This window comes from Planctomyces sp. SH-PL14 (assembly GCF_001610835.1).
GTDB lineage: Bacteria > Planctomycetota > Planctomycetia > Planctomycetales > Planctomycetaceae > Planctomyces_A.
Map to the genome: position 1 here is coordinate 4,113,887 of NZ_CP011270.1, position 23,372 is coordinate 4,137,258.

Annotated in this window: 16 protein-coding genes; 9 read left to right on the forward strand and 7 right to left on the reverse strand. The window is 66.7% G+C overall.

What is annotated here, in order from left to right:
• Positions 1–91: 91 nt before the first annotated feature.
• Positions 92–1,882 carry a DUF885 domain-containing protein gene (locus tag VT03_RS15895; RefSeq protein WP_075093881.1) on the reverse strand — a complete coding sequence of 597 codons (1,791 nt, stop codon included), beginning with the start codon at positions 1,880–1,882 and terminating at the stop codon, positions 92–94.
• 250 nt (positions 1,883–2,132) lie between these two features.
• Between VT03_RS15895 and VT03_RS15900 the strand changes: the two genes are divergently transcribed.
• The 6 genes from VT03_RS15900 to VT03_RS15930 all read left to right on the forward strand — a co-directional run bounded on the left by VT03_RS15900 (position 2,133) and on the right by VT03_RS15930 (position 10,502).
• Positions 2,133–2,774: a hypothetical protein gene (locus VT03_RS15900; RefSeq protein WP_075093882.1), complete on the forward strand. Its 642-nt coding sequence runs from the start codon at positions 2,133–2,135 to the stop codon at positions 2,772–2,774.
• An 87-nt stretch (positions 2,775–2,861) separates the two neighbouring features.
• A complete protein-coding gene (locus VT03_RS15905; protein ID WP_075093883.1) occupies positions 2,862–4,355 on the forward strand; it encodes an HTTM domain-containing protein in 1,494 nt (497 codons plus the stop codon).
• 437 nt (positions 4,356–4,792) lie between these two features.
• Positions 4,793–6,091 carry a serine/threonine-protein kinase gene (locus VT03_RS15910; protein WP_075093884.1) on the forward strand — a complete coding sequence of 433 codons (1,299 nt, stop codon included), beginning with the start codon at positions 4,793–4,795 and terminating at the stop codon, positions 6,089–6,091.
• A 440-nt stretch (positions 6,092–6,531) separates the two neighbouring features.
• Positions 6,532–7,572, forward strand: a complete 1,041-nt coding sequence (locus VT03_RS15915) for a dienelactone hydrolase family protein (protein WP_075093885.1) — start codon at positions 6,532–6,534, stop codon at positions 7,570–7,572.
• A gap of 438 nt (positions 7,573–8,010) precedes the next feature.
• Positions 8,011–9,465, forward strand: a complete 1,455-nt coding sequence (locus tag VT03_RS15920; RefSeq protein ID WP_197489372.1) for a DUF1501 domain-containing protein — start codon at positions 8,011–8,013, stop codon at positions 9,463–9,465.
• A gap of 698 nt (positions 9,466–10,163) precedes the next feature.
• Positions 10,164–10,502, forward strand: a complete 339-nt coding sequence (locus VT03_RS15930; protein WP_156514540.1) for a hypothetical protein — start codon at positions 10,164–10,166, stop codon at positions 10,500–10,502.
• Positions 10,503–10,548: 46 nt separating this feature from the next.
• Here the strand turns inward: VT03_RS15930 and VT03_RS15935 are convergent, their stop codons facing one another.
• Positions 10,549–11,190 carry a CPBP family intramembrane glutamic endopeptidase gene (locus tag VT03_RS15935; RefSeq protein WP_075093889.1) on the reverse strand — a complete coding sequence of 214 codons (642 nt, stop codon included), beginning with the start codon at positions 11,188–11,190 and terminating at the stop codon, positions 10,549–10,551.
• Positions 11,191–11,542: 352 nt separating this feature from the next.
• Between VT03_RS15935 and tkt the strand changes: the two genes are divergently transcribed.
• Positions 11,543–13,621, forward strand: coding sequence for a transketolase (gene tkt / locus VT03_RS15940; RefSeq protein ID WP_075093890.1), 2,079 nt, complete (start codon positions 11,543–11,545; stop codon positions 13,619–13,621).
• A gap of 417 nt (positions 13,622–14,038) precedes the next feature.
• Here tkt and VT03_RS15945 read toward each other — a convergent pair whose 3' ends face one another.
• Positions 14,039–14,962, reverse strand: coding sequence for a menaquinone biosynthetic enzyme MqnA/MqnD family protein (locus tag VT03_RS15945; RefSeq protein WP_075093891.1), 924 nt, complete (start codon positions 14,960–14,962; stop codon positions 14,039–14,041).
• A 207-nt stretch (positions 14,963–15,169) separates the two neighbouring features.
• On the opposite strand from VT03_RS15945, the gene eboE reads away from it, so the two are divergent.
• A complete protein-coding gene (gene eboE, locus VT03_RS15950) occupies positions 15,170–16,363 on the forward strand; it encodes a metabolite traffic protein EboE (RefSeq protein ID WP_075093892.1) in 1,194 nt (397 codons plus the stop codon).
• A 237-nt stretch (positions 16,364–16,600) separates the two neighbouring features.
• On the forward strand, positions 16,601–17,575 hold the full coding sequence (locus VT03_RS15955) for a hypothetical protein (protein WP_075093893.1): 975 nt from the start codon (positions 16,601–16,603) through the stop codon (positions 17,573–17,575).
• An 81-nt stretch (positions 17,576–17,656) separates the two neighbouring features.
• On the opposite strand, the gene VT03_RS15960 is transcribed toward VT03_RS15955, so the two are convergent.
• The 4 genes from VT03_RS15960 to VT03_RS15975 are packed head-to-tail and all read right to left on the reverse strand — an operon-like array spanning position 17,657 to position 23,343.
• The gene (locus VT03_RS15960) at positions 17,657–18,430 is read right to left on the reverse strand and encodes an enoyl-CoA hydratase/isomerase family protein (RefSeq protein ID WP_075093894.1); all 774 of its coding nucleotides are present in this window, start codon (positions 18,428–18,430) and stop codon (positions 17,657–17,659) included.
• Positions 18,427–20,256: an acyclic terpene utilization AtuA family protein gene (locus VT03_RS15965; RefSeq protein WP_075093895.1), complete on the reverse strand. Its 1,830-nt coding sequence runs from the start codon at positions 20,254–20,256 to the stop codon at positions 18,427–18,429. The genes VT03_RS15960 and VT03_RS15965 overlap by 4 nt, the downstream gene beginning before the upstream one ends.
• A gap of 18 nt (positions 20,257–20,274) precedes the next feature.
• A complete protein-coding gene (locus tag VT03_RS15970) occupies positions 20,275–21,894 on the reverse strand; it encodes an acyl-CoA carboxylase subunit beta (RefSeq protein ID WP_075093896.1) in 1,620 nt (539 codons plus the stop codon).
• Positions 21,895–21,918: 24 nt separating this feature from the next.
• Positions 21,919–23,343, reverse strand: a complete 1,425-nt coding sequence (locus VT03_RS15975; RefSeq protein WP_231870665.1) for a bifunctional 2-methylcitrate dehydratase/aconitate hydratase — start codon at positions 23,341–23,343, stop codon at positions 21,919–21,921.
• Positions 23,344–23,372: the final 29 nt, after the last annotated feature.

Sequence of the window (23,372 nt, forward strand, 5' to 3'; positions counted from 1 at the left end):
ACATCTCTCGACGGCCAGGCCTCCGGCGGGCAAGAGGGGCGTTGCCCCCCTTGCATCCCCCCACCAGGGTGCCCCTGGACCCGGTTGGGGCTTACTTCGTGGGGATTGGTTCGTTCAGCATGAGGGCCTTCACGTACTTCGCCGGCGGTGAACCGAACGAGACCACCTTGTCGTGATACGCCTTCACCCGGAACTTCTCACCCTGCGCCGCTTCAGCCGCCTTCCGCAAATCGCGGTGCTCCTGATAACCCACAAAATACGTCGACAACTGACACGACGTCAGCTGCGCCCGAACCCACTTCCCCGCCGCCTCCCGCTCCTCTTGGAACGTGTCCCGCGTCATCAGCCGCATCGCCTCCTCACGCGTGATCCCGTCCACATGCAGCCGCTGGTCCAGAATCGCATTGGCAATCGCCCGCAGATTCCACTTCAGCGTCACCAGCCGCATCAGCGGGTCCTCCTTGAGAAATCCCTCCTCCGACATCATCTGCTCGGTGTAACAGGCCCACCCTTCAACGAACGACCCCGACGACAACAGCGACCGCAGCCGCGACGGGTTCCGGTTCGACACCGCAATCTGGACAAAGTGCCCCGGCATCGCCTCGTGCACCGTCAGGTTATGAATCGACCGGATGTTGTACTCGCGCAGGAACGAGCGGCACTGCTCGTCGGTCCAGTCCTCCGGCAGCGGAGCGACGGCATAAAACGTCTTCTGCCCGACTTCGAGCGCCCCCGGCGAATCGCAGTAGGCGACCGACACCCCCCGCTGGAACTCCGGCATAATGATGATCCGCAGCGGGTCGGGCGGGATCGTCATCAGGTCACGTTCCTTCACGAACCGCGTCGTGATGTCGAGCGACGTCTCCGCCGCCTCGACCACCTTGTCCCGTGGCGGAACATCCGCCGCCGCGAGCGCGATTCCCTGCTCGATGATCCGCTGCTCGTCGTCCGGAGTCGGCGACTCGGGAAGCTGGAAACTCTTGTCGCGGGCCGCCAGCGCCTGACCGGCGAGTCGGTACATCTCCCGGCGGACCCGCTGCAGCTCAAACTCCGCCCGCTCCCGGATCTCCTGCCGGCTCAGCGACGAATCGAGCGTGCGGGCCAGCTTCTCATCGAACAGCTTCAGGCCGATCCGGGCATTCCCGCGGGCCTTCGGAACGAGCTCCTTTTCGAGCCAGGTCTGGTGCTCTTCAACACCTTCGGTGGCGGTCACGATCGCCTGCTCCAGCCGCTTGCGATCCGCTTCGGGGAGCGAGGCCATCGCGGGCCGGACCAGTTCTTTGATCGTGCTCAGGACGCCGCGGTTCTGCTTCACCGCCGTCTCGGCGTGGATCGGCGGGACCTTCTCCGGGATCAGCGTCTCGCGGACCTGCCGGTAGAGCCGCGGCAGGGCTTCCAGGCGGGCGGTCACGCCGGCCAGCCGCTCGTTGACCGGCGCATAATCGCGGGCCATGAGGCTGTAGACCGCACCCCCGGCGATCTGGGTGTAAACGGTGGGGTTCCATTCCCATTCGCGGAGCTCAGTCAGGAACCACAGGTCGTTCCGGAGCTTGCGGGTCAGGAGTGTCAGGTCGACCTGGTTGTCGCGGCTGAGCTGGGCGGGGTCGACCGCCTCGAGGGTCCGGATCCAGCGCTCGTAGAACTCCCGTTCCCGGCGGCGGGCCTCCTCGCTGACCTCGTCGAGCTGGCGGTCAAAGCGGTGGTCCCCCAGGCCGGTCGCCCCGACCGGCGAGAGGGCGGGGTATTCGTCGAGGAACTGCTTCGACAACTCGGCAAACCGCGGATCCATGGGAGCGGCCTGGGGCTGGGCGTGGAGGAGAGTAGGGGGCACGGCGGCGAGAAAGCAGACCGCCGCCAGAAGACATCGAAGACCTGAGAACATCGAGTCGCTTCCGTGTTCGAGGCGTGCGCAAGCCGGAGCGGAACTCCGGGACGGGACCGCATGTTAGTCCGTTCGCGATGCGGGCGGAGGGCTGGGGCGAGCGAAATCGCTCACTGGGCGGTTTTCGCGCCGCTTCCCGCGGTTGGAATTCGTCTTGCCCAATTCCGGCGATTGGCAGATAACGCCGGTTGTCCGCCCGGGACGGAACGGTCCGTCCTTGCGCAGCGGACGATCGGCATGGAGGCCGAGCATGCGGCGCATCGGACGCTATCTGTTTATCTTCGGCTACCTGGCGGTTCTGGGGTTCGGGCTGGCCCGGCATACCCTCGGGCACCGCGCGCACGATCACGTGGGCATGTACTTCATCGTCTGGGACATGTACTGCGGCTGGACCGCCTGGGAAACGCGGAACCACATCGTCGGCCAGGGTGAGAGCGGAGAGTGGTACGACCTCGCTCCGCCGTGGGGGGAGATGGTCCCCTTCGGATCGGCCCACCGCCGGGACTATGACGTCTTCCATCTCCACTCGGGCAAGATCGCCCGCATGACGCTGGAGAACACCGATCACGAGCCGATCCACCGGATCATGGTGGTCGAAGAGGCGTGGCCCAAGCGCTATAACCTGCCCGACGAAGTCTGGAAGCGGCGGACCCCCGATCCCAAGATCCCCCATTCTTACTACCACATCGTTGCCACCTACGGGCTGGACGGGGTGATGGAAGCGAAGCACGCCGGCTGGACGAACGTGCTGGCTCACAACGCGCTGGTCAACAACCCGCGGCTGCGGGACGAGATTGCCCGCGCCAAGCCGTTCCTGACGATCGAGAACCTGACCGGAAGCCAGCGGGCCATCCAGCAGACGTCGTTTCAGGAACCCGCGCCGTTCCGCTGAGCGTAGCGATCGGCTCGCGGCCGTCGGCAAGAGGACGAGACCGCCACGGATACTTGATACCAGATACTTGTGACTCCCCAGACTGCCATGTCCCAGCCGACCATTCTCCGCCGGTTCGACCAGTTCTTCAGCCGCGAGGAAGTTCCCTTCGGACTGGCGGTGGCGCGGATCCTGCTCCCGCTCCTCCTGCTCCTGCCGCTGGGGCCCCGGGCGTTCCACATCCGGGAGATCTACTCCAGCGACGGCGCCGCCTCGCCGATCTGGGAGAACTTCCAGCACAAGGACCTGCTCCCGATCCCCGACGGATCGATGGCGGTCGTCCTGTTTGTCCTGTACGCCGCCAGCCTCGTCACCTCATCGCTCGGCCTGTTCACGCGGCTCTCACTGATCGCGGCGACGGTCTTCAACGCCTACTTCGGTCTGCTCGACTGCCTGAGCACGATGACGAAGTACACGATCATCTCCAGCCACGTGCTGCTGCTCCTTTCACTCTCGGACTGCGGAGCGCTCTGGTCGGTCGACGAATGGCTCCGCCGCCGCAAGGGGAAGAAGGCCGGTGTGGCGATCCCCACGCTTCCCCGCTCGTCCCCGGTCTGGCCGCGGCGACTGATCCAGCTGTTCATCGGCATCGTCTATCTGGGAGCGGCGGCGACGAAGGTCCACACGACCGGCTTCTTCAGCGGCGACCAGATGGCCTACTGGATGATGACGAACACGAACTTCTCAAATCCGGTGGGCGAATACCTGTCGCTGTTTCCCGGGCTGGTCGTGGCGATGGCTTACGTCGCGATCTTCTGGGAGATGACCTTCCTGTTTGTCTGCTGGAAAGGGACCGCGCGGGCGTTCTCCCTGAGTGTCGGGGCGATCTTCCACGTGATGACTTACTTCACGCTCGGGCTGATTCTGTTCCCGATGCTTTACATCCCGTTCTATGCCACCTTCTTTGATGAAGAGGATTACCTGGCGGCGCGGGCGTGGCTCAGCCGGGTGGTCCCGAACGCTTACGGACGGCTCCGGGACGCGGCGATGTGGCCGTGGCGGACGCTCGACGCCGTTCGGCCGCAGTGGTTCGGTCTGCCGCATGCGGCCGCGGCGTTCGCCGTCGTGACGTCGACCTGTGCCGTCGTGGCGGTTGAGGTCGAGAAGCGGGCGGATGTGTTTGGTGTTGCCCGGGCGGAGGGACGGTTTGTTCTGGAGCCGATGTCGGTCCAGCAGACGGAGCGGGTGCTGCGGAATGACCAGGGGATTCGCCCGGTCGATGCCGTGGCCGGGTTTGATATCGGGTCGGAGCGGTTTGGTGAGACGTTGATTGACCGCCGCGCAACGTTCCGCGCGGGGGAAACGGCGATCGTGCAGTGCAGCCTGGAGCCGCCGCATCATGACTTGTGGGTCGAGATCGACATGCACGACGCGGACGACCACATCGTGGCCCGGGACGGAGTGATCATTGCCCGTGAGAATCTTCGCGGGAGTATCGGCTACAAGTTTGATGGCCGGTTCCCGCCGGGCGCGTACTTTTTTGTTCTCAAGATTGATGGCCGCGAGATCACTCGCCGCGAAGTGACGCTCAAGGCGGAATAGCCTCATCAGCTTAACCGGGTCCAGGGGCCCCCTGGTGGGGGATGCAAGGGGGCAACGCCCTCTTGCCCGCCGGAGGCCTGGCCGTCGAGAGATGTCTGAAGGAGTGCGTATTCAGGCGCGGACACCGTGCCGTATGCCCCTTCACCAACCCGCGGGGATTCCGGGGCGAGCTTTGAGTTCTCAACGCCGGTTCCACAAAGCGGGCGTCCGTTGTGTCCCACGGTTCCACATGGAAGTGCCTCCGGCGGCAAGGGGGCGAGGCCCCCTTGACCCCAGGCTGCCGTCGTACGTTGGGTTTGAGCTACCAGCACTGTCCCGGCAAGGACGGTGTTTGACTTGTTGACGGGACCGGAGTCGTTCCTGAGCGTATAGTTGAGGGGAATCGATCTTACTCTCCCTGCCGGCGAATCGGCGGTCCCGACCTCTTCCCGCCCCCCATGCCCTCTGACTCCTCCTCCGGCAACCCGTACGAGACCGGTTTCCGGATCGAGGGGCTTCCCCGGCCGCATCAGGGGCCCGACGGTCAGGCTGACCCCCTGGAGCCGATCCTCGAACGGTTCACAGACGAACTCCGCCGCGGACGGAATCCCTCCGTCGACATGTACTGCGCCCGCCACCCGGACCAGTCGGGCGAACTGCGGGAACTCCTTCCCGTCATCGCCTCGATGGAGCGGTGGAAGCAGTGGCGGGAACTCCCCGGCCCCAACAGCGAGCTCGAACTGGAGCAGCTCGAGGAACTGGGGGAGTGCGATCTGATCCGCGAAGTCGGACGGGGCGGGATGGGGATCGTCTTCGAAGCCCTGGAACGGCGGATCGGGCGAAAGGTCGCCGTGAAGGTCCTGCTCAAGAAGTCGTTCATCGAAGCGGACTGGCGGGAGCGCTTCCAGCGGGAGGCCCGGATCGTCGCCCGGCTGCAGCACGCCAACATCGTTCCGGTCTACCGCTACGGCGAGGAACGGGGCTACTGCTACTACATCATGCCGCTCGTCGACGGGATCAGCCTGTCGGAGGTCATCGGTACGCTCCTTCGGGAAGGCGGCGTCGAAGCCCACGCGATCCGGCGGATCCACCTTGTCGATACGCCGCTGGCGGCCCCGACTCCCTCGCGGCCCATCACGGGGGACACGCTGCCGCCGGCCGGGTCGGGAGCCCGGTGGCTGCGGAAGAACTCCTGGGCCGCGTTTGTGCGGATCCTGCTGCAGGTCACCAAGGGGCTGCGGTACGCGCATGGCGAAGGGGTGCTGCACCGCGACATCAAGCCGGCCAATATCCTGCTCGATTCGCAGGGGACGGTGCGGATCACGGACTTCGGGCTGGCGCTTCAGGCGGACCCGGTGATTGCGGAGCAGGGGGTCGCGCCGGCCGGGACGCTGCGGTTCATGGCGCCGGAGCTATTTGTGGCGGAGCCGGTGATGGATATCCGGTGTGATATCTATTCGCTGGGGATGACGCTTTATGAGCTGTGTACGCTGCGGCAGTGTTATGACGCGGACAACAAGTCGGCCCTGATCCGCCAGATCCAGAAGGGGCCGCCGCCGCATCCGCGGAGGGTGAACCGGGAGATCCCGACGGCTCTTGAGCGGATCATCCTGAAGGCGACGCGTCGCGATCCGCGGTCGCGGTATCAGTCGACGGATGGGTTTATGGTGGATCTTCGCCGGGTGTTGCCGCTGGTCGACCGGTTGCAGACGGCGACGGGTCTGCGGCGGTGGTGGCTGAAGCGTTTCGGGCGATGAGGCGGAAGCAGCGTCCTCGCCGGCACGACACCCATAGCTCAAACCCAACGTGCCACGGCAGCCTGGGGTCAAGGGGCCAAAAAAACGACACAGGCCCCCTTGCCGCCGGAGGCGCTTCCATGAGGAACCGTGGTAAGCAGCGGATGTCCCCTTTGTGGTCCCGGCTATGAGGACTCCCTCAATGCACACAGCTGGCTTTGCAAACCTCGCGGGTTAGGTGAGGGGGCATACGGCACGCTGTCCGCGCTTGGACACGTACTCCTTCAGACATCACTCGAAGGCCAGGCCTCCGGCGGGCAAAGGGCATTCTGCCCCCTGCACCCCCTGACCAGGGTGCCCCTGGACCCGGTCAGGCCAATCGCACCGGATACCCATCAACGCAGGAGCATGTCACAATCCCCTCCGGCTCGCTGAGGACTCCTTCCTGCCGGAGAAATGCAATGCCGGAATCGAATCGACGCGACTTTCTCAGGACCGCCACCATGACCGTCACAGGCTCCCTGGCCGCGGCATCGGCCTCGGCGGCCGAGACCAAGGATGGCAGTGCCACACCCGAACCGACATTCCGCGACCATCTCCTCCGATGCCTCGGCGGCCCCTGGCCAGAACCGGGACCGCTCGAAGCCCGCGTCCTCAAGACGGAACAGAAGGACGGCTACCGGCTCGAATGGGTCAACTACCTCGCCGAACCCGAAGACCGCATCCCGGCGATCCTCCTCGTCCCCGACGGCGTCAGCGACAAGTCGCCCGCACCGGGAATCTGCCTGTGGCATGAACACGCCGGCCGCTGGAACGTCGGCAAGATCGAGCCCGCCGGACTCGGCGGCGACCCGATGCATTACACCGGCGTCGCACTGGCCAAGCTCGGCTACGTCGTCCTCTGTCCCGACGCGCTCGCCTTCGGCGAACGGCGGGACGCGACCGGGAAGCTCGATGGACCGGCGTTCGAGCGGTTCGAGTTCCTGCGGTACGTCGTCGCCGGGAAATGCATGGCGTGGAAAAACATCCTCGATATGCGGCGGGCGGTCGATTACATCGTCTCCCGCCCCGAAGTCGTCGGCGAGAAGCTCGGATGCTACGGACACTCGATGGGCTCGACCCACACCTGGCTCGTCGGCCCCTGGGAGCCGCGCCTCAAGTGCCTCGTCGGAAACTGCTGCCTCCCGACCTACAAGGCGATCCACCGCACCCACCTGCTGCACTGCTTTCCGAACTTCATCCCCGGGATCTACCAGTACGGCGACACGCCCGACATCGCCGGCCTGATCGCCCCCCGGCCGCTGCATCTCAACATCGGCGAGACCGACGGCGGATCACCGATCGAGGAGGTCCGCGAAGGGATCGAGACGATCGCGAAGGCCTATGCGAAGCAGAACGCGTCCGACCGCTTCACGGCGTTCATCGAGCCCGACACCGGACACGTTCTTTCACCGGCGATGTGGGATCTGACAAAGGCCTTCTTCGCGAAGCATCTCGCGTAAGGAGGTCAAAGCACGCCCTGAAAAGCATCCCGGGGCGAGTCACCCACCGCGCAAAAAAAATGTCCAACGCCAGGAACTTGAGATGGAGGCGGGCCAGCACTCGATCCCCGCTCAACCGGCGTTGGACGGGTGAATGGTAGCGCCCTATGGAAAGAAAGCAACCCGCGCTTCGCGGAATTTTCATCACCGGGAAGGGGTCCCCTTCATGATGCCATTCGCACGGAAAATTCCTCAGTTTCGGCTCAATCTACAAGCGATGTTCACACCATCTTGAGGAGGGTCGGAGGGGACATCTGCGGGCATCGATAAAACGTCCGCTTGACCGTCGGTTCCGGGAGGGATTACGCATCGATTGCCGCCGATGGTATTGTGCATTGGAGAGGCGAAGAGGCACCTCTGCGGAAGACGGGATGAGGAGGCGTGACCGGCATGCGTGAGATGAATCGCCGCGCGATGTTGAGCCAGGTCGGGGGCGGGTTCGGCGGACTCGCGCTCGCTTCGATGCTTTTTCGCGACGGCTTGCTGCAGGCTGCCCCTTCCGGCTCTCCGACGTTCCCGCAGGATGCCCCGAAGGCAAAGCGCGTCGTCCAGATGTTCATGGCCGGCGCGGCGAGCGCGGTCGACCTCTTCGACTTCAAGCCGGAGCTCGTGAAGCGGGACGGCCAGCCCTCGGACTTCGGAGAGCCGGTCGAGACGTTCCAGAACGGTCTCGGTCCGTGGCTGCGGCCGCAGTGGGAGTTTCGTCCTTATGGTGAGTGCGGCAAGCTCCTGAGCGATGCCGTGGCGGACCTTGGGGCGTGCGTCGACGAGATGGCGTTCGTCCACAACGTCGTCGGCAAGACCGGCGTCCACAGCCAGGCGACCTACCTCCAGGCGACCGGCTTTCAAAGCCCCGGCTTCCCGGGCATGGGGACGTGGGTCAGCTACGGTCTCGGCAGCCTCAACGAGAACCTGCCGACGTTCGTCGTTCTCCCGGACCATCGCGGCTTCGCCTCCAACGGTCCCAAGAACTGGGACTCGGCCTTCCTCCCCGCGCAGCACGCCGGGACGACAATCTTCCCCGGCCGCGAGCCGCCGATCGCCGACCTCGTTCCGGGAAAGCGAGGCGGGTTCGTTTCAGCCGAGAGCGAAGCAGCCGCGCACGATGTCATGGCGGCGCTGAACCGGCGACACGCCGAGCAGCACCCGGGCGACGGACGACTCGAAGCCCGGATCCGCAGCTACGAGCTGGCGGCCCGCATGCAGCTGGCCGCCCCCGAGGCCCTCGACCTGGCCGGCGAGCCGCTCCACATCCTGCGGATGTACGGGCTCGACCACATCCCCACGGCGTTTCCGGCAGAGATCAACACCGAGGAAGAGACGATCGCCTTCGGCCGGAAGTGCCTCGTCGCCCGGAGGCTGCTGGAGCGGGGTGTCCGGTTCGTCCAGATCTGGAGCGGCAACGACAACGGCTTCCCCCGCCGCAACTGGGACTCGCACGAAGATGTCGCGCGGGACCACGGTCCGCTCGCCCGGGGAATGGCCCGCGGCGCGGCGGCCCTGATCCAGGACCTCCGGCAGCGGGGCCTCCTGGATGACACCCTGATCCTGTGGACGACCGAGTTCGGCCGGATGCCGTCAACGCAGGGGGGCAAGGGGCGGGACCACAACCCGTACTGCTTCACGAACTGGCTGTGCGGCGGCGGGATCAAAGGGGGCGTGACGGTCGGCGAGAGCGACCAGTGGGGCTACAAGCCGGCGGACCGTGAGCACCCGACCCTGGTCTACGACCTCCACGCCACGATCCTCCATCAGCTCGGCATCGACCACACCCAGCTGACCTTCCGCCACAACGGCATCGACCGCCGCCTGACGGACGTGCATGGGCATGTGATTCAGGACCTCATCGCGTAGGACGTCATCGGAAGTCTCGAACGCAGTTCGCGGGTACTCGGAAGAGCAAACATGACTTCTGTCCCCGTCAGAGATCCCTCCGCGTCGGTACCTCGCCAGGCGATCCCCGGCGACGAAGTTGGAGGGTCCCGGTCCATTCCGCTCAGTATCAGAACCGCCGTGGCCGGCGCGTTCTTCCACTTGAAGCGGTATGTCCTCGGGCTGCAGTTGCTGTTCATTCTGCTCGCCGTGGGATTGCTCTTCTGCTCCTTTCAGAATCCTCGCCCCATCCAACACTGGCTCCTTGTGATGGTGACGGTCCTGCTGATCGCGGCCAGCGAAGGAATGTTTCTTTCGCATTCTCCAGTCCGCACGCGCAGGAAATCTGGCGGTGCTGGACGCCCGGCCTCCGCGAGCCAATCTGATCATGCTGGGAATCGGGGGAGCCGCCTTTCTCTATGAGAGCGTTGAGAGGTTTCTCGCAGGGGCCCATCCTGGTGGCTCGCCGGCGCCGCCTGTTCACTCCTGTTGATGGTGACGTGCTTCCACGGCTGTCGATTCGTTTCCCTCGCCAACCGGGTGTTTCGACTTCTCGATGCGGAAGAGGACCGTCGGCAACAAACAGAAGAAAGCCAGGAGTCGGGGGCGGCGGAGGAGGATCCTCACAGCGCCGCCTCATCCGCAGTGACATGAATGACTCGCAAGCCCCGAGCAACGGAATGACTATCCGATCTTCCTCCCAGCCGGCCGAGTGGCGGACCTCTCTGAGCCGGTGGGCGGCCCGCATCGGCTACGGGCTCGCCAGCTGCCCCGTGATGTTCGTCTTGGGAGGCAGCTGGGCGCGTCTGTATCGGAACAGCGATCCCGGGATTCGAGATCTGATCCCAGTGTTCGTGTGGGTCGGAGTCGTGACGGCAGCCCTCTCACCCGACCTTCTGCGGGGATTCAATCGTCGAAACTGGTTCGTCGGAGAGTCGCCATTCGTCTTCTGGCTGGCGGTCGTCCTGCTCGTTCCGGGCTTCCTCGACACGCTCCTGATCGTGATGAACTCTGTCTGAACGGCTGACTGCGACGTGGGACGTTCAGCGACTCGGAGCGGGGGGCTCAGGTCCACGATGCGGCCCAGACCTGAAAGATCATCGCGAGGAGATTGCCGGCGGAGTGCAGCAGCAGCGGGACGGCGAGCGATCCGCTTCGGAGATACGCCCACGCCAGAAGGAATCCGCCAAGCAGGTTCTCCGGACTTGGATTCCCGTACACGACGTGCAGCGCCGCAAATGAGACCCCACTGACCGTGATGGCCAGCGCGGGGCTGTAGGCCGCCAGCGGGACGCAGAGGACGACACGGTAGAGCGTTTCTTCCAGCAAAGGGGAGAAGACGCACATGTGGAGGAATTGGACGTGGAGGCTCATCCAACGAGTCGGGACCGGAGGGAAAGGATGCCCGCTCCACTGCCAGAACGTCACGACCGCGGCCGAGACCGTTCCGACGAGCAGCCCCAGATAGACGCCAAGGCGAACCCACCGTCCCCAGCCCCCGGCGGGAGGCCGCAGTCCGATCGTCGCCAGATTCCCGCGACTCAGAGCGACAATCGCCAGCAGCCCGGACAGCGCAAGGGCCCACCGCCCGTCGCTGAACCAGATCGGCCTGGCGCGAACGACCTCCAGCTCTGCCGCCACGATCGCAACGGCGATTGCGACGCCGAGTCTCCGGTCACGCAGTCCCTCGCCAATCGTCGATGTCACAGTGGCCCCTGTTGATACGAAACTCGGTGCGAGCGTCTTCTCAGAAAACGTATCCGGAAGGTGTACAGGATTCATCTCGACGCTCGGCGCGGATCCCCCCTCCGTTGTTCGTTTTGCGCAGCGTCCTCCAGATCTCGAACGGGTGAGAAAACCGTAAGGTCGGATCGAACGCTCCGAGCGGAACCGTCCCGCCGCCGCGGAGCCCCGACCGGCCGAAAGCCGGCCCCGGGAGAAGCATCGCCGCCCCGCGGTCGCTATACTCTCGCCGCGCTCTGCGGCACCCGCCGCTTCGGCTTTCCCGGCCCTGACGTTTTTTTCCGCCCCCGTTCTCGTCACTCTCACAGGAATTGCGATGGCTCCCAGCACGGCATCCACCGCTCAGCAGTCGATCGAACAACTCGCCATCAACACCATCCGCACGCTCGCCATGGATGCCGTGCAGGCGGCGAATTCCGGCCATCCGGGATCGCCGATGGGGATGGCCCCCAACGCCTACGTCCTGTGGCAGCGGATCCTGCGGTACGACCCGGCTCACCCGGTGTGGCCGAACCGCGACCGGTTCGTCCTCTCGGCCGGCCATGCGTCGATGCTGATCTATTCCCTCCTGCACCTGACCGGCGTGAAGCGGGTCGAAGAGGAGATGACGGTCACCGGCGATCCGGCCGTCAGCATGGACGACATCAAGCGGTTCCGGCAGCTCCACAGCAAGACCCCCGGTCATCCGGAATACCGCTTCACCTCCGGCGTCGAGACGACGACCGGCCCGCTGGGCCAGGGGGTCGCCAACAGCGTCGGGATGGCGATCGCCGGCAAGTGGCTTGCCGCCCGCTACAACAAGCCGGGCTACGAGCTGTTCAACTTCAACGTCTACTCCTTCGCGGGGGACGGCTGCATGCAGGAGGGGATCTCCTCCGAAGCCGCCTCGATGGCCGGGCACCTGAAGCTCGCCAATCTGTGCTGGATGTACGACTCCAACCAGATCACGATCGAAGGGCACACCCACCTGTCGATGTCGGAAGACGTCGCCGCCCGCTTCAAGGCGTACGGCTGGCACGTTCTGCACGTCGAGGACGGCAACGATCTGGCGGCGATGGAAGCGGCCTACAAGACGTTCCTCAAGACCGACGACGCCCCGACGATGATCATCGTCAACAGCCACATCGGCTGGGGCTCGCCGAACAAGCAGGACACCCACAGCGCCCACGGCGAGCCGCTGGGTGACAAGGAAATCGAGCTGACGAAGGCGGTCTACGGCTGGCCGACCGACAAGAAGTTCTACGTGCCGGACGGCGTGTACGAGCACTGGCAGCAGGGGATCGGCGCCCGCGGCGAGAAGCTGCACGCCGAGTGGGTCGCCCTGTTCGGCAAGTACAAGGCCGAGTATCCGGAGCTCGCCAAGGAGCTCGAAGAGATCCAGACCTGGCAGCTTCCGGCCGGCTGGGACCAGGGCCTGCCGACCTATCCCGCCGACCCCAAGGGGAAGGCGAGCCGCGACGTCGGGGGGGAAGCCCAGAACGCGATCGCCAAGAACGTCCCGTGGCTGATCGGCGGTTCGGCCGACCTTGCCCCGTCGACCAAGACCCTCATCAAGGGGGCCGAGAGCTTCCAGGCCACCAGCTACGGCGGCCGGAACATGCACTACGGCATCCGCGAGCACGCGATGGCCGCGGTGGTCAACGGGATGGCGGTGACCCGCGTCCGTCCTTATGGCGCGACGTTCCTGGTCTTCAGCGACTACTGCCGCAACTCGATCCGCCTTGCGGCGATCATGGAAGTGCCGTCGATCTTCGTCTTCACGCACGATTCGCTCGGCGTCGGCGAAGACGGCCCGACGCACCAGCCGATCGAGCACCTCGCCTCGCTGCGGGCGATTCCGGGGCTGCTGGTGATCCGCCCGGGCGACGCGAACGAGACGGTCGAAGCGTGGAAGCACGCGATGCAGCAGACCAAGGAGCCGACGGCCCTGATCTTCTCCCGTCAGGCGATGCCGACGCTCGACCGGACGAAGTACGCCTCGGCCGACGGCCTGCACCGCGGGGCTTATGTCCTGGCGGACGCCCCGGGGGGCAAGCCGGACGTGATCCTGATCGGTACCGGGACCGAGCTCGGTCTGGCGGTTGAAGCCTATGAGAAGTTGACCGCGGAAGGGATCGCGGCCCGCGTCGTCAGCATGCCGTCGACCTCGGTCTTCGAGCACTACTGCAAGAAGCATCCGGAGTATCGCGAGCAGGTTCTGCCGTCGTCGGTGCGGGCACGCGTCTCGATCGAGATGGGCGCGGCCTACGGCTGGGAACGCTACGTCGGTCTTGATGGAACGGCGATCGGGATGCACTCCTTTGGGGCGTCGGCTCCGCTGAAGGACGTGATGGCGTTCTTCGGCTTCTCGTCGGCGGCCGTGATTGATGCGGCCAAGAAGCTGCTGAAGCGGTAATCCCGTTCGGCACGGTGACAGGCTTCCGAAGATCGCGGCGAAACCTTGCCGCGATCTTTTTTATTGGCCGCCCTTCAACCGGGTCCAGGGGCACCCTGGTGGGGGATGCAAGGGGGCAACGCCCCTTTGCCCGCCGGAGGCCTGGCCGTCGAGAGATGTCTGAAGGAGCGCGTGTCCGAGCGCGGACAACGTGCCGGATGCCCCTTCACCTCAAGACGCGGGGATTGCAAAGTAAGTGGTGTGTTTTGAGGGAGTCCTCAACGCCGGTACCACAAAGCGGCCGTCCGTTGTGTACCACGGTTCCTCATGGACGTGCCTCCGGCGGCAAGGGGTGACCCCCTTGACCCCGGTTGCCGTGGCACGTTGGGTTTGAGCTATGGACGCCGCGCCGGCGAGGACGCGGTCCGAGCCAGCGCTTCAGCGGGCCGCTGCAGCCGTGCGCGGCAGCCGGGAACCAGCACCCTCAAGCTCCCGCACCGCACGGAACCGCAACTCCGGATTCGGCGGAATCAGACCCCGCTGGGCCGCAAGCTGCGAGAAAAGACGCAGACCACTCCGCTCCGCCGAGCCCAGGCGGAAATGCAGGTTCTTCTCAAAGTAGTTGTACGCCGTCTCTTCCGAGATCTTGAGCAGCGGCGCCTCGCGCTCGGCGATCGAACGGAACCGGTCCAGCCCCAGGTCCCGGGCGGCTCCAAGACCCGCCTCGACTCGCCCCAGGTCGACCCCCTTCCGGGTCACCCACATGGCGAAAACGAAGGGCAGCCCCGTCCAGCGGAGCCACTCTTCGCCAAGGTCCCAGGTTGCCTGGAACGCCTCGGCGGGGGGCTCGATGGCCCGGTCGCCAATCAGGAGAATCGCATCGGCCGTCGTATCGGCAACGGTCTTCCCGAGCGGCAGACGATGCAGCTCCGGCTCCACGCCGTAACGCTCGGCCAGCATGATCTTCGTCAGCGCGGCGCTCGTCCGGGAGCCCTGGTCGAGCGCGAGAGTCTTGATCTCGCCAAGCGGGACGCGGCTGTAGAGCTTGACGCTCAGGACCTGCCCCCGCGTCGCCACACAGGCGTCGGAAACGATCTCGTAGTCCGGATCGGAAAACGCTTCGACAGACGGAATCAAAGCGACGTCGAGCGCCCCGCGGCTGAGCTGGTCGGCGAGACGGCTGGGGACGTCGAGGATCAGCCGGACGTCCGGGACAAGATCGGCCAGTCCCTCGATCAGCGGCTTGGAATTCAGGTAGCTGACAGCGCCGATCCGGATCGGCGCAGCCCCCCCTTCCGCCGCAGCGGGGAGGGCAGGCGTGGACGTGCAATCCTTTGCAGCGGATCGAGTTGTCGCAATCATCGCAGTCCTTCCTGGAGCATTGCCACAGAGTATGACGTGAGGGCGAATTCTTCGCAATTCGTTGTCACGCCGGGGGCTGGCTGTCATGCTCGCATGGTCGGCGGATGGCTCGGTCTGCGGCGCCGTCCCATACGGACGGCGGCCAACCGAAGCGGTCCGGCCCACCTCGATCCTTCCCGTCAGACTCCCGCGGACTTAACGGTCGGAATGTCGCTTTCCACGCTCCCGCTCAGCTATTGCACCAACGTCCACCCCGGCCTGACCGTGGCCGCCGTCCAAGACGGGCTCCAGACCTACACGGGGCCGGTCCGCCGGAAGCTGAACGCCCCCCTGGCGGCCGGACTGTGGCTCCCCGAACCGGTGATCCGTGAGCTGCGGAGCGAACCGGCACGGCTCGACGCCCTGCGAAAAACCCTCCGCGACGAGGGGCTCGTCTGCTACACGCTCAACGCCTTCCCGTACGGCAATTTCCACTCCGAGCGGGTCAAGGAGAACGTGTATCTGCCCGACTGGACCGACGATCGCCGGCGGCTGTACACGGAGGAGTGCGCCGTGGTCCTGGCGGAACTGATGCCCGAAGGAGTCGAGGGGAGCATCTCGACGGTCCCGCTCGGCTTCAAACCCCTCTCCGGACGTGACGGCTTTGAGGAGGCATGCATCGCGCAGCTCATCCGCCTGGCGCGGTTCCTCGACAACCTCCACGACGACACCGGCCAGGTGATCCGGCTGGCCATCGAGCCGGAGCCGTGCTGCGTCCTGGAGACGACCGCCGAGACGATCGCGTTCTTCGGGCGGCTGCGGGACGCCGCGGACAAGCAAGGGGCCGGAGAGGCAGTCCGGCGGCATCTCGGCGTCTGCTACGACGTCTGCCATCAGGCGGTCGAGTTCGAGGACGTTCCGGCGTCGATCCGGGATTTCACGCAGGCCGGGATCCGGATCAACAAGCTCCACATCACCTGCGCGATCGAGGTCGACGCGCCGCAGGAAGCGGACGTCCGGGCGGAGCTGGCGAACTTCGTCGAGCCCCGCTACCTCCACCAGACGTTCGCCCGCTCCTCGGACGGCCGCGTCGTGAACGTCGTCGACCTGACGCCGGAACTCTGCCGGAACCCGGACGGAGAGTTCGCCGCCGCGCCGCGCTGGCGGGTCCACTTCCACGTCCCGGTCAACGCCGTGAACGTCGGGCGGCTCAAGACGACCCGCCCGGACCTGGAACGGGCCCTCGGGGCGGTCGCCGCTCTCGAGTATGCGCCGCACCTGGAAGTCGAGACCTATACGTGGGGTGTTCTTCCCTCCGGTGAAAAGCCGGACCTCGTCGAAGGACTTCTCCGCGAGCTGACCGCAACCGGCGTCCTGCTGGGCAATCTGCGGCTCGGGGCATCGGGCTTGCTGGAAGTCTGAGGGTTCGCCGGCCGTTCCTCGCGTCGCCGGCGCCTGTTGATCCCGAAGCAATCGTCACGACCTGCACAACTCCAACGCGACGATGCGCGACGTTGCAATTTGACGCGAGTTGCCGAACCGCATCGTGCCGCGTGATGCCCGCAGGCTACGGTTGCGGTGATTTGCTCCATCCCGCCTCTTCGGCGCGTTTCCTCCGGGAAATGCGTGTGAAGCGGTTCTCCGTCACCGGTCCGCGCTATGAGTTCCTCTGATTCCTCCGTTTCCGATGTGGGGCTGGTCCAGAACCTCCTCCGGGAACAGACCGAAGAGATCCAGCGCCTCCACGGCGAGCTCGACGGCAAGGAGCAGCTCGTCCAGGCGATCACGGCCCGCCTTGAGGAGACCGTCGACCAGCTCGACCGTCTCCAGCGGCAGGGCAACTCCCGCGGGGGCGGGGGTGGCGCGTCTGCCGGCGGGATCAAGGAGATCCTCGATTCCCAGCAGGCGGTGGCGCAGCGGGTCGACGAGTCGCTTCAGTATTGGGAAGGGACCGCCGGCTACTTTGAACAGATCCTGGAGCGTCTCAACGAGATCGCCCGCTCCTCCACCGGCCCGGGCGTGAGTTCCAGCGCCGCTCCGGCCAGCGGCGGCTCCAGCTATGAACGGATGAAGGCCAACCTGCTGGCCCAGTCGCCCTCCAGCCCGGGCCAGTCGACCGCCGCTCCTTCACCGACACCCGCTCCTGCCGTTCCTGCGGCCGCAGCCCCGGCCCTTCCGCCGCTCCTCATGGCGGCGGCCGCCTCGCTCGAAACCAGCAGCCCGCCCCCCGTCCCCGTCGACACCGGTCTCGCGTCGCGGGAAGAGCTGGCCGAAGCGGTCCAGACCCGCGATGCCTACATCGCCTCCCTCGTCCAGGAAGCGCGGCGGCGGGACGACGCGATCTTCCACAACATCGAGTGGTCGAAGCTCTCCTCCGCTCCGGAAGACCTCCGGCCGCAGCTCGTGGAGCTGAGCAAGCGGCTCCGCGAGGCGGTCCAGCGGGAAGAACACGCCCAGTCGATGGAACGGGCGCGACTCGCCCGGGAACAGGCTCGGATCGACCTCGTCAAGCAGCAGCTCGAAGCGCAGATCCGCCGACTCGCGACTCCGGCCGGAGCGACGCCCACCCCGGCCCCCGAGCCCCCCTCCGGTAAGCCGGCCAAGGACAGCTGGCTGAACCGGCTCAAGCGGTAGGCCGAGCGGTTCAACACCAGGACACGAAGAAGGCACCAAGAGCACAAAGGTCTTGGTGCCTTCTTGCTTTCCCTGCCCCGCTCAGTGGGCCTGCCACGAGGGGGGACGGTGCTCCCGGAAGGCGGCGATTCCTTCCCGGGCTTCGTCACCTGTCCGAGCCCCTTCATGGGCCGCGAGCGCCCATCCGAGATCCCGCTTCACGTCAGCCCCCTGTGATGGTCGGAGGAGGGCTTTCGTGCTCTGAACCGCAACCGGCCCCCCCAGGAGCACCGTTGCGACCAAAGCCTGGGCCTCTTCCAGCAGCCGATCGCGCGGCACGACCCGATTGACGAGGCCGATGGCCTGCGCGCGGCGGGCGTCAACGGGCTCCGCCAGCAGAAAGAGCTCGCGCAGGTCGGAATCGCGGAGCCGGTTACGAAGGACAACAGAAATCAGCGCCGGGAGAAGCCCCCGGCGGACTTCCGGAAACGCGAAGCGGGCGTCCTCCGTCGTCACGGCAAAGTCGCAGGCGGCCATCAACCCTCCGCCGCCAGCGTAGGCCCCCCCCTGGACTGCCGCCACGGTCACCAGCGGTGAAGTCATGAGGAGCATGAAGAGAGCGGCGGTGCGGCCTGCACTTTTCCGAACGGCATCGACATCGTCCGCCTCCGCCAAGTCGAGCCCCGCGCAGAACACCGGCCCCGCGCCACGAAGAATCACGGCCCGCCGCGTCGGCTCGTCGGCCAGGGCCGCGAACGTCTGGCACAACGCTTCCAGCAACTCGACGGAGAGGGCGTTTCGACGGTCGGGGCGGTTCAGCGTGACGATCGCGAGGGCATCGCTGGGATGCTCGACGAGAAGCACAGGCTCTGTCATGACAGCGATCCTTCGAAAACGGCCGGAGCGGCCAGCGGCATCAGCAGGAGCTGCTGCCCGAGTGATTTCCCTTGGGCGTCCGTCCGGAGTGAGCTGGCGAGGATTCCGGCCACCACGAAGTTGAGGGCCTGGAGACGGGGAAGCTCGTATCGCTGGACCCGGACGGGCGGCACTCCGAAATAGTCCGCCACGCGGTCCGCCGTCAGTTCGGCCACGAGCCGCGGGTAGTGCTCGGCCGCGCGGGCGAGGACGCCGATGTTCGCTCCGGTCCCCTTGTCGCCACTCCGGGCGCAGGCGATGTCGCTGAGCCGGGGAGGCCGAGTGATGGGGGGCCGCGAAGTGGCCTTGGACTGGGAGGACACGGGATTGACCGGCGCAGGGACAGGCGCACTCGGCGGTCGATCAACCTCGATCTTCGGAGTCGCCGCGGCGAGGATCTCGATCCGGGGAACCACCCGCTCCCGCGGGATGAGGCAGGGCCAGTAGCGGAGGACGGGGTGAACCCGCGGACGTCCCTCGGCGTAGCCGGTCACGCCCGGCGGACCGGCGGTGATGAGCGGGGTCAGGCTGCGGGTGAACGCCTCGACCTTCCGCCGGTCGGGATCGGCTACCGCCATCCGCAGGACCGTCTCGATGGCGTCGCCTGACGGTTCTCCCTCTTCTGCAGTTGAACTGATTCCCCCGATACGGCAGGCCCCCGTGCCGAGGCACTCCACCAGCTGCTCCGCGAACGTGATCTTCCGGCGGCGGAGGGACTCGAATACCGCTTCGGCCGCGCGGCAGGCCTTGAGCGGGGCGGAGTCCCCCACGATCGTCAGCGTCCCCGCCGCCCGGAACCCGTCGCGGTAGGTGGCGCTGACCTTAAGCCGGTCCGGCGCGGGGCTTCCGCGGGCTCCCGTGACGAGAACACGATCGCCTCCCTGATCGGTGACGGTCAGGCCGAGAAACGACACCGTGACATCCGGCGACAGGTAGCGGCCCGGATCCCCGATCTCGTAGACGAGCTGCTCCTTGACGACCAGCTCCGTGACCCGGCCCCCGCTGCCGCGGGGCTTCGTGACGACGCAGCTTCCGTCCTCCGCGACCTCGACGATCGGGAACCCGATCGACGCGACGTCCGGAACCTCGAGCCAGTCGGTCGAGATCCCGCCGGTGGCCTGCGCGCCGCATTCAATGAGGTGTCCGGCGACCGTCCCCCCGGCGAGTCGGTCCCAGTCGTCCGCCCTCCAGCCGAAATGATGTCGGCAGGGACCGAGCGTCAGGCTGGGGTCCGCGACACGGCCGGTGATGACGATGTCGGCCCCGCGGGCCAGCGCGTCCACGATCGGCTCCGCTCCGACGTAAGCACTCGCCGTGATGAGTCGGTCCGCGACCGCGGAGATCGGTTGTTGCGTATCGAGATTGTCAGCCCAGTCGGATGCCGCGCTGGACGCGAGGTCGCTCCGCAGCATCGGCAGGACATCGTCGCCGGCGACGATCGCGATTGTTCGGTCGGTGACGCCCGCGGCTTCGAGCGCTTTCCGGCACGCTTCGGCGCAGCCCCGCGGGTTGAGTCCGCCGGCGTTCGTGACGACGCGGCAGCGGCCTCCCGCGGTCCAGTAGGGGGCGAGCGAGGCGACGACGTCCACGAAGTCCCGCGCGAACCCCGCCTCCGGGTCCCGCTCCCGCTGGACCGCCAGGATCGACATCGAGACTTCGGCGAGGAAGTCGAGCGTCAGGTAATCGAGCTCCGGCTCCCGCGCCAGCATCTCCGCCGCCGCCTCGATCCGGTCTCCCCAGAAACCGTGCGCGTTGCCGATGCGGAGGGGAGAGCGCGGGGCGGTCATCTCGTCATCTCCTGTGGATCAGACCTGAAACACACCCAGTCGAAAGTCGCGGCGGGGGCGGCTCGGGATCAGGCCGAGGGCGGTCCTCAGCCACAGCCGCGTCTCGTGCGGCGGGATTATGGCGTCGACCCAGCCGCGGGCCGCGCCGTAACGGATGTCGGTCTGCTCGATGTAGCGGCTGCGGATCTCCTCCCGCATCGCCTGCTTCTCGTCATCCGAGAGCGTCTTCCCCGAGCGTTCGGCCTCACGGACCCGCAGGCTCAGGAGCGTCTCGGCCGCCTGATCGCCCCCCATCACGGCGTACCGCGCGTTCGGCCAGGCCAGGACGAGCCACGGGTCGTAGGCCTTGCCGCACAGCGCATAGTTCCCCGCGCCGAACGAGCCCCCGACGATCACGGTCAGCTTGGGAACGACGGAGTTGCTCACCGCGCTGACGAGCTTGGCCCCCGAGCGGATGATCCCCGCCTGCTCCGACTCGCGGCCGACCATGAAGCCCTGGACGTCCTGAAAGAAGACCAGCGGAACGTCCTGCTGGTTGCACTCCATGACGAACCGGGCCGCTTTCTCGGCGCTGTCCTCGTACAGGACGCCGCCGATCTGGAGCCGATGGGCCGCCGTCTGCACCCGGATGTGCTGGTTGGCCACGATCCCGACGGGGCGGCCTCCGATCCGGGCGAAGGCGGTGACGACCGTCTTACCGTAGTCGGCGCGGAACTCTTCGAGCGTCTCCCGATCGACAACGCAGGCCAGCAGGTCGCGGGCGTCGTACTCCCCCTGAGAGGTGCCGGGGACGATGTCGTAAACGTCTTCGATGGGGCGGGCCGTCCCGACATCGCTGGCCGGTGGAGAGGCGGAGGGCATCAGGTCAACGAGCGACCGCAGCCGGCGGAGGCAGGTCGGATCGTCGGGCTCGCGGTAATCGACGGTACCGCTCACCTCGGCGTGCATCCGGGCGCCTCCCAGCTCCTCGGGATCGACGACCTGTCCGATCGCCGCCTTCACCAGCGCCGGCCCCGCGAGGCACATCTGGCTCCCTTCAGTCATCAGGACCGTGTCGCACAGGACCGGCAGATATGCCCCGCCGGCGACGCAGTTCCCCATCACGGCGGCGTACTGCGGGATCCCCATCGCGGAGATCACGGAGTTGTTCCGGAAGATCCGCCCGAAGTCGTCGTCGTCGGGGAAGATCTCATCCTGAAGCGGGAGGAACACCCCGGCGGAGTCGACGAGGTAGATCAGCGGCAGCCGGAACTCCATCGCGATCCGCTGGGCCCGCAGGACTTTTTTCACGGACTGCGGGAAGAAGGCCCCCGCCTTCACCGTGGCATCGTTGGCGACCACCAGGACCGACCGGCCCTGGACAGTCCCGATCGCGGCGACCACGCCGGCGGCCGGGACGTCGCCCCAGTCGGGGTACATCTGCCACGCCGCCCACAGGCCGAGCTCGAAGACCGGCGTCCCGGGATCGAGCAGCTCCCGGAGACGGTCGCGGGCCGTCAGCCGGCCGAGCCGGTTCTGCCGCTCACGCCCCGCCGCTCCGCCCCCTTCGCGGAGACGGTCCTCCTCCTGCCGAAAGCGGTCGACCAGCTCTCGAAGCGTCCCTGGCGAGGCGGGCGGCGATGGCTGTTGCGATCTCACGGCGGCGACCTCATGCGTACAGCGTCACGGCAGCGTGATCCCGATCAGGTCCGACACACTCAGGGCGTCGAGGCGGGCCGGGTCGTCCCACAGCGACACGAGTTGCGCGACGGCGGGCTCCGGCAGCCGCGACGCCATGTTCCGCTCGAATTTTCGGAGGAGCTCCGGCCGGGACTCCGCGCGGCGGCGGCGATGGCCGAGGGGGTACTCGACCTCGACCCGCTCGGTCGACGTGCCGTCGGTGAAGAACACCTGGACCGCATTGGCGATCGACCGCTTGCCCGGATCGAGATAGTCGCGGGAGAATGCGTGATTCTCGACAACGTCCATTCGCTCCCGTAGCCAGTCGATCCGCGGGTCGGCCGCCGCCTCGGCCTCGTAGTGCTCCGCCGTGACCGTCCCGTGCAGCAGGGCGACCGCGGCCATGTACTGCAGGCAGTGGTCCCGGTCGGCCGGGTTCCGCAGCGGGCCGCTCTTGGTGATGATCCGAACCCCCGGTTCCTGCGTCTCGATCGCGATTCGCTGAATCGCGTCGAGGCGGCCCCGGACGCCGGGCGAGAGCCGCACCGCCGCCTCGACGGCGGTCTGGGCGTGGAACTCCGCCGGGTAGGCGACTTTGAACAGGACGTGCTCCATCACGTAGCTGCCGAGCGGCTGGGCGAGTGTGATGGACTTGCCGCGGAACAGGCTGTCCTGAAAGCCCCAGGTCGGCGTCGTCAGCGGCGTGGCGTAACCGGGAGCGCCCGCCATCGTCCACAGGGCGAGCCGGACGGCGCGGCTCGTCGCGTCGCCGGCGGCCCAGCTCTTCCGCGGACCGGCATTCGGCGCGTGGCGGTAGGTCCGCAGGGCACCCCCGTCGAGCCATGCCTGACTCACCGCCGCGGCGATCTGGTCCCGCGTTCCGCCGAGCATCTTGGTGGCGACCGCCGTCGAGGCGATCCGGACCAGAAGGACGTGATCGAGGCCGACGCGGTTGAAGGCGTTGTCGAGAGCCAGGATCCCCTGGATCTCGTACGCCTGGATCATCGCCCCGAGGATGTCGCGGACGGTGATCGGCGGCTGGCCGCCGCGTTGCCGCTGGCGGCTGAGCCAGTCGGCGGTCATCAGGATCGCCCCCAGGTTGTCGGAGGGGTGGCCCCATTCGGCCGCCAGCCAGGTGTCGTTGTAGTCGAGCCAGCGGACCATCGTGCCGAAGTTCAGCGCCCCCTGAACCGGATCGAGCTCGAACTCCGTTCCGGGAACCCGGGCGCCGCCGGGCAGCGTTGCCCCGGGGACGACCGGGCCGACCATCCGCGCGCACGCTGGCGTATTCAGCGCCAGCAAGGCGCACCCCAGGCTGTCCATCAGGCACAGTCGCGCGGTGTCGTACGCCTCGCCGCTCTCGGGAGGGGCGGCGGCGGTGTAGTCCGCAATCTGCTGGATGACGCTGTCGGTCGGAAGCGAGGCCATGGTGTGACTCGAAGCCGCAGACATCAATG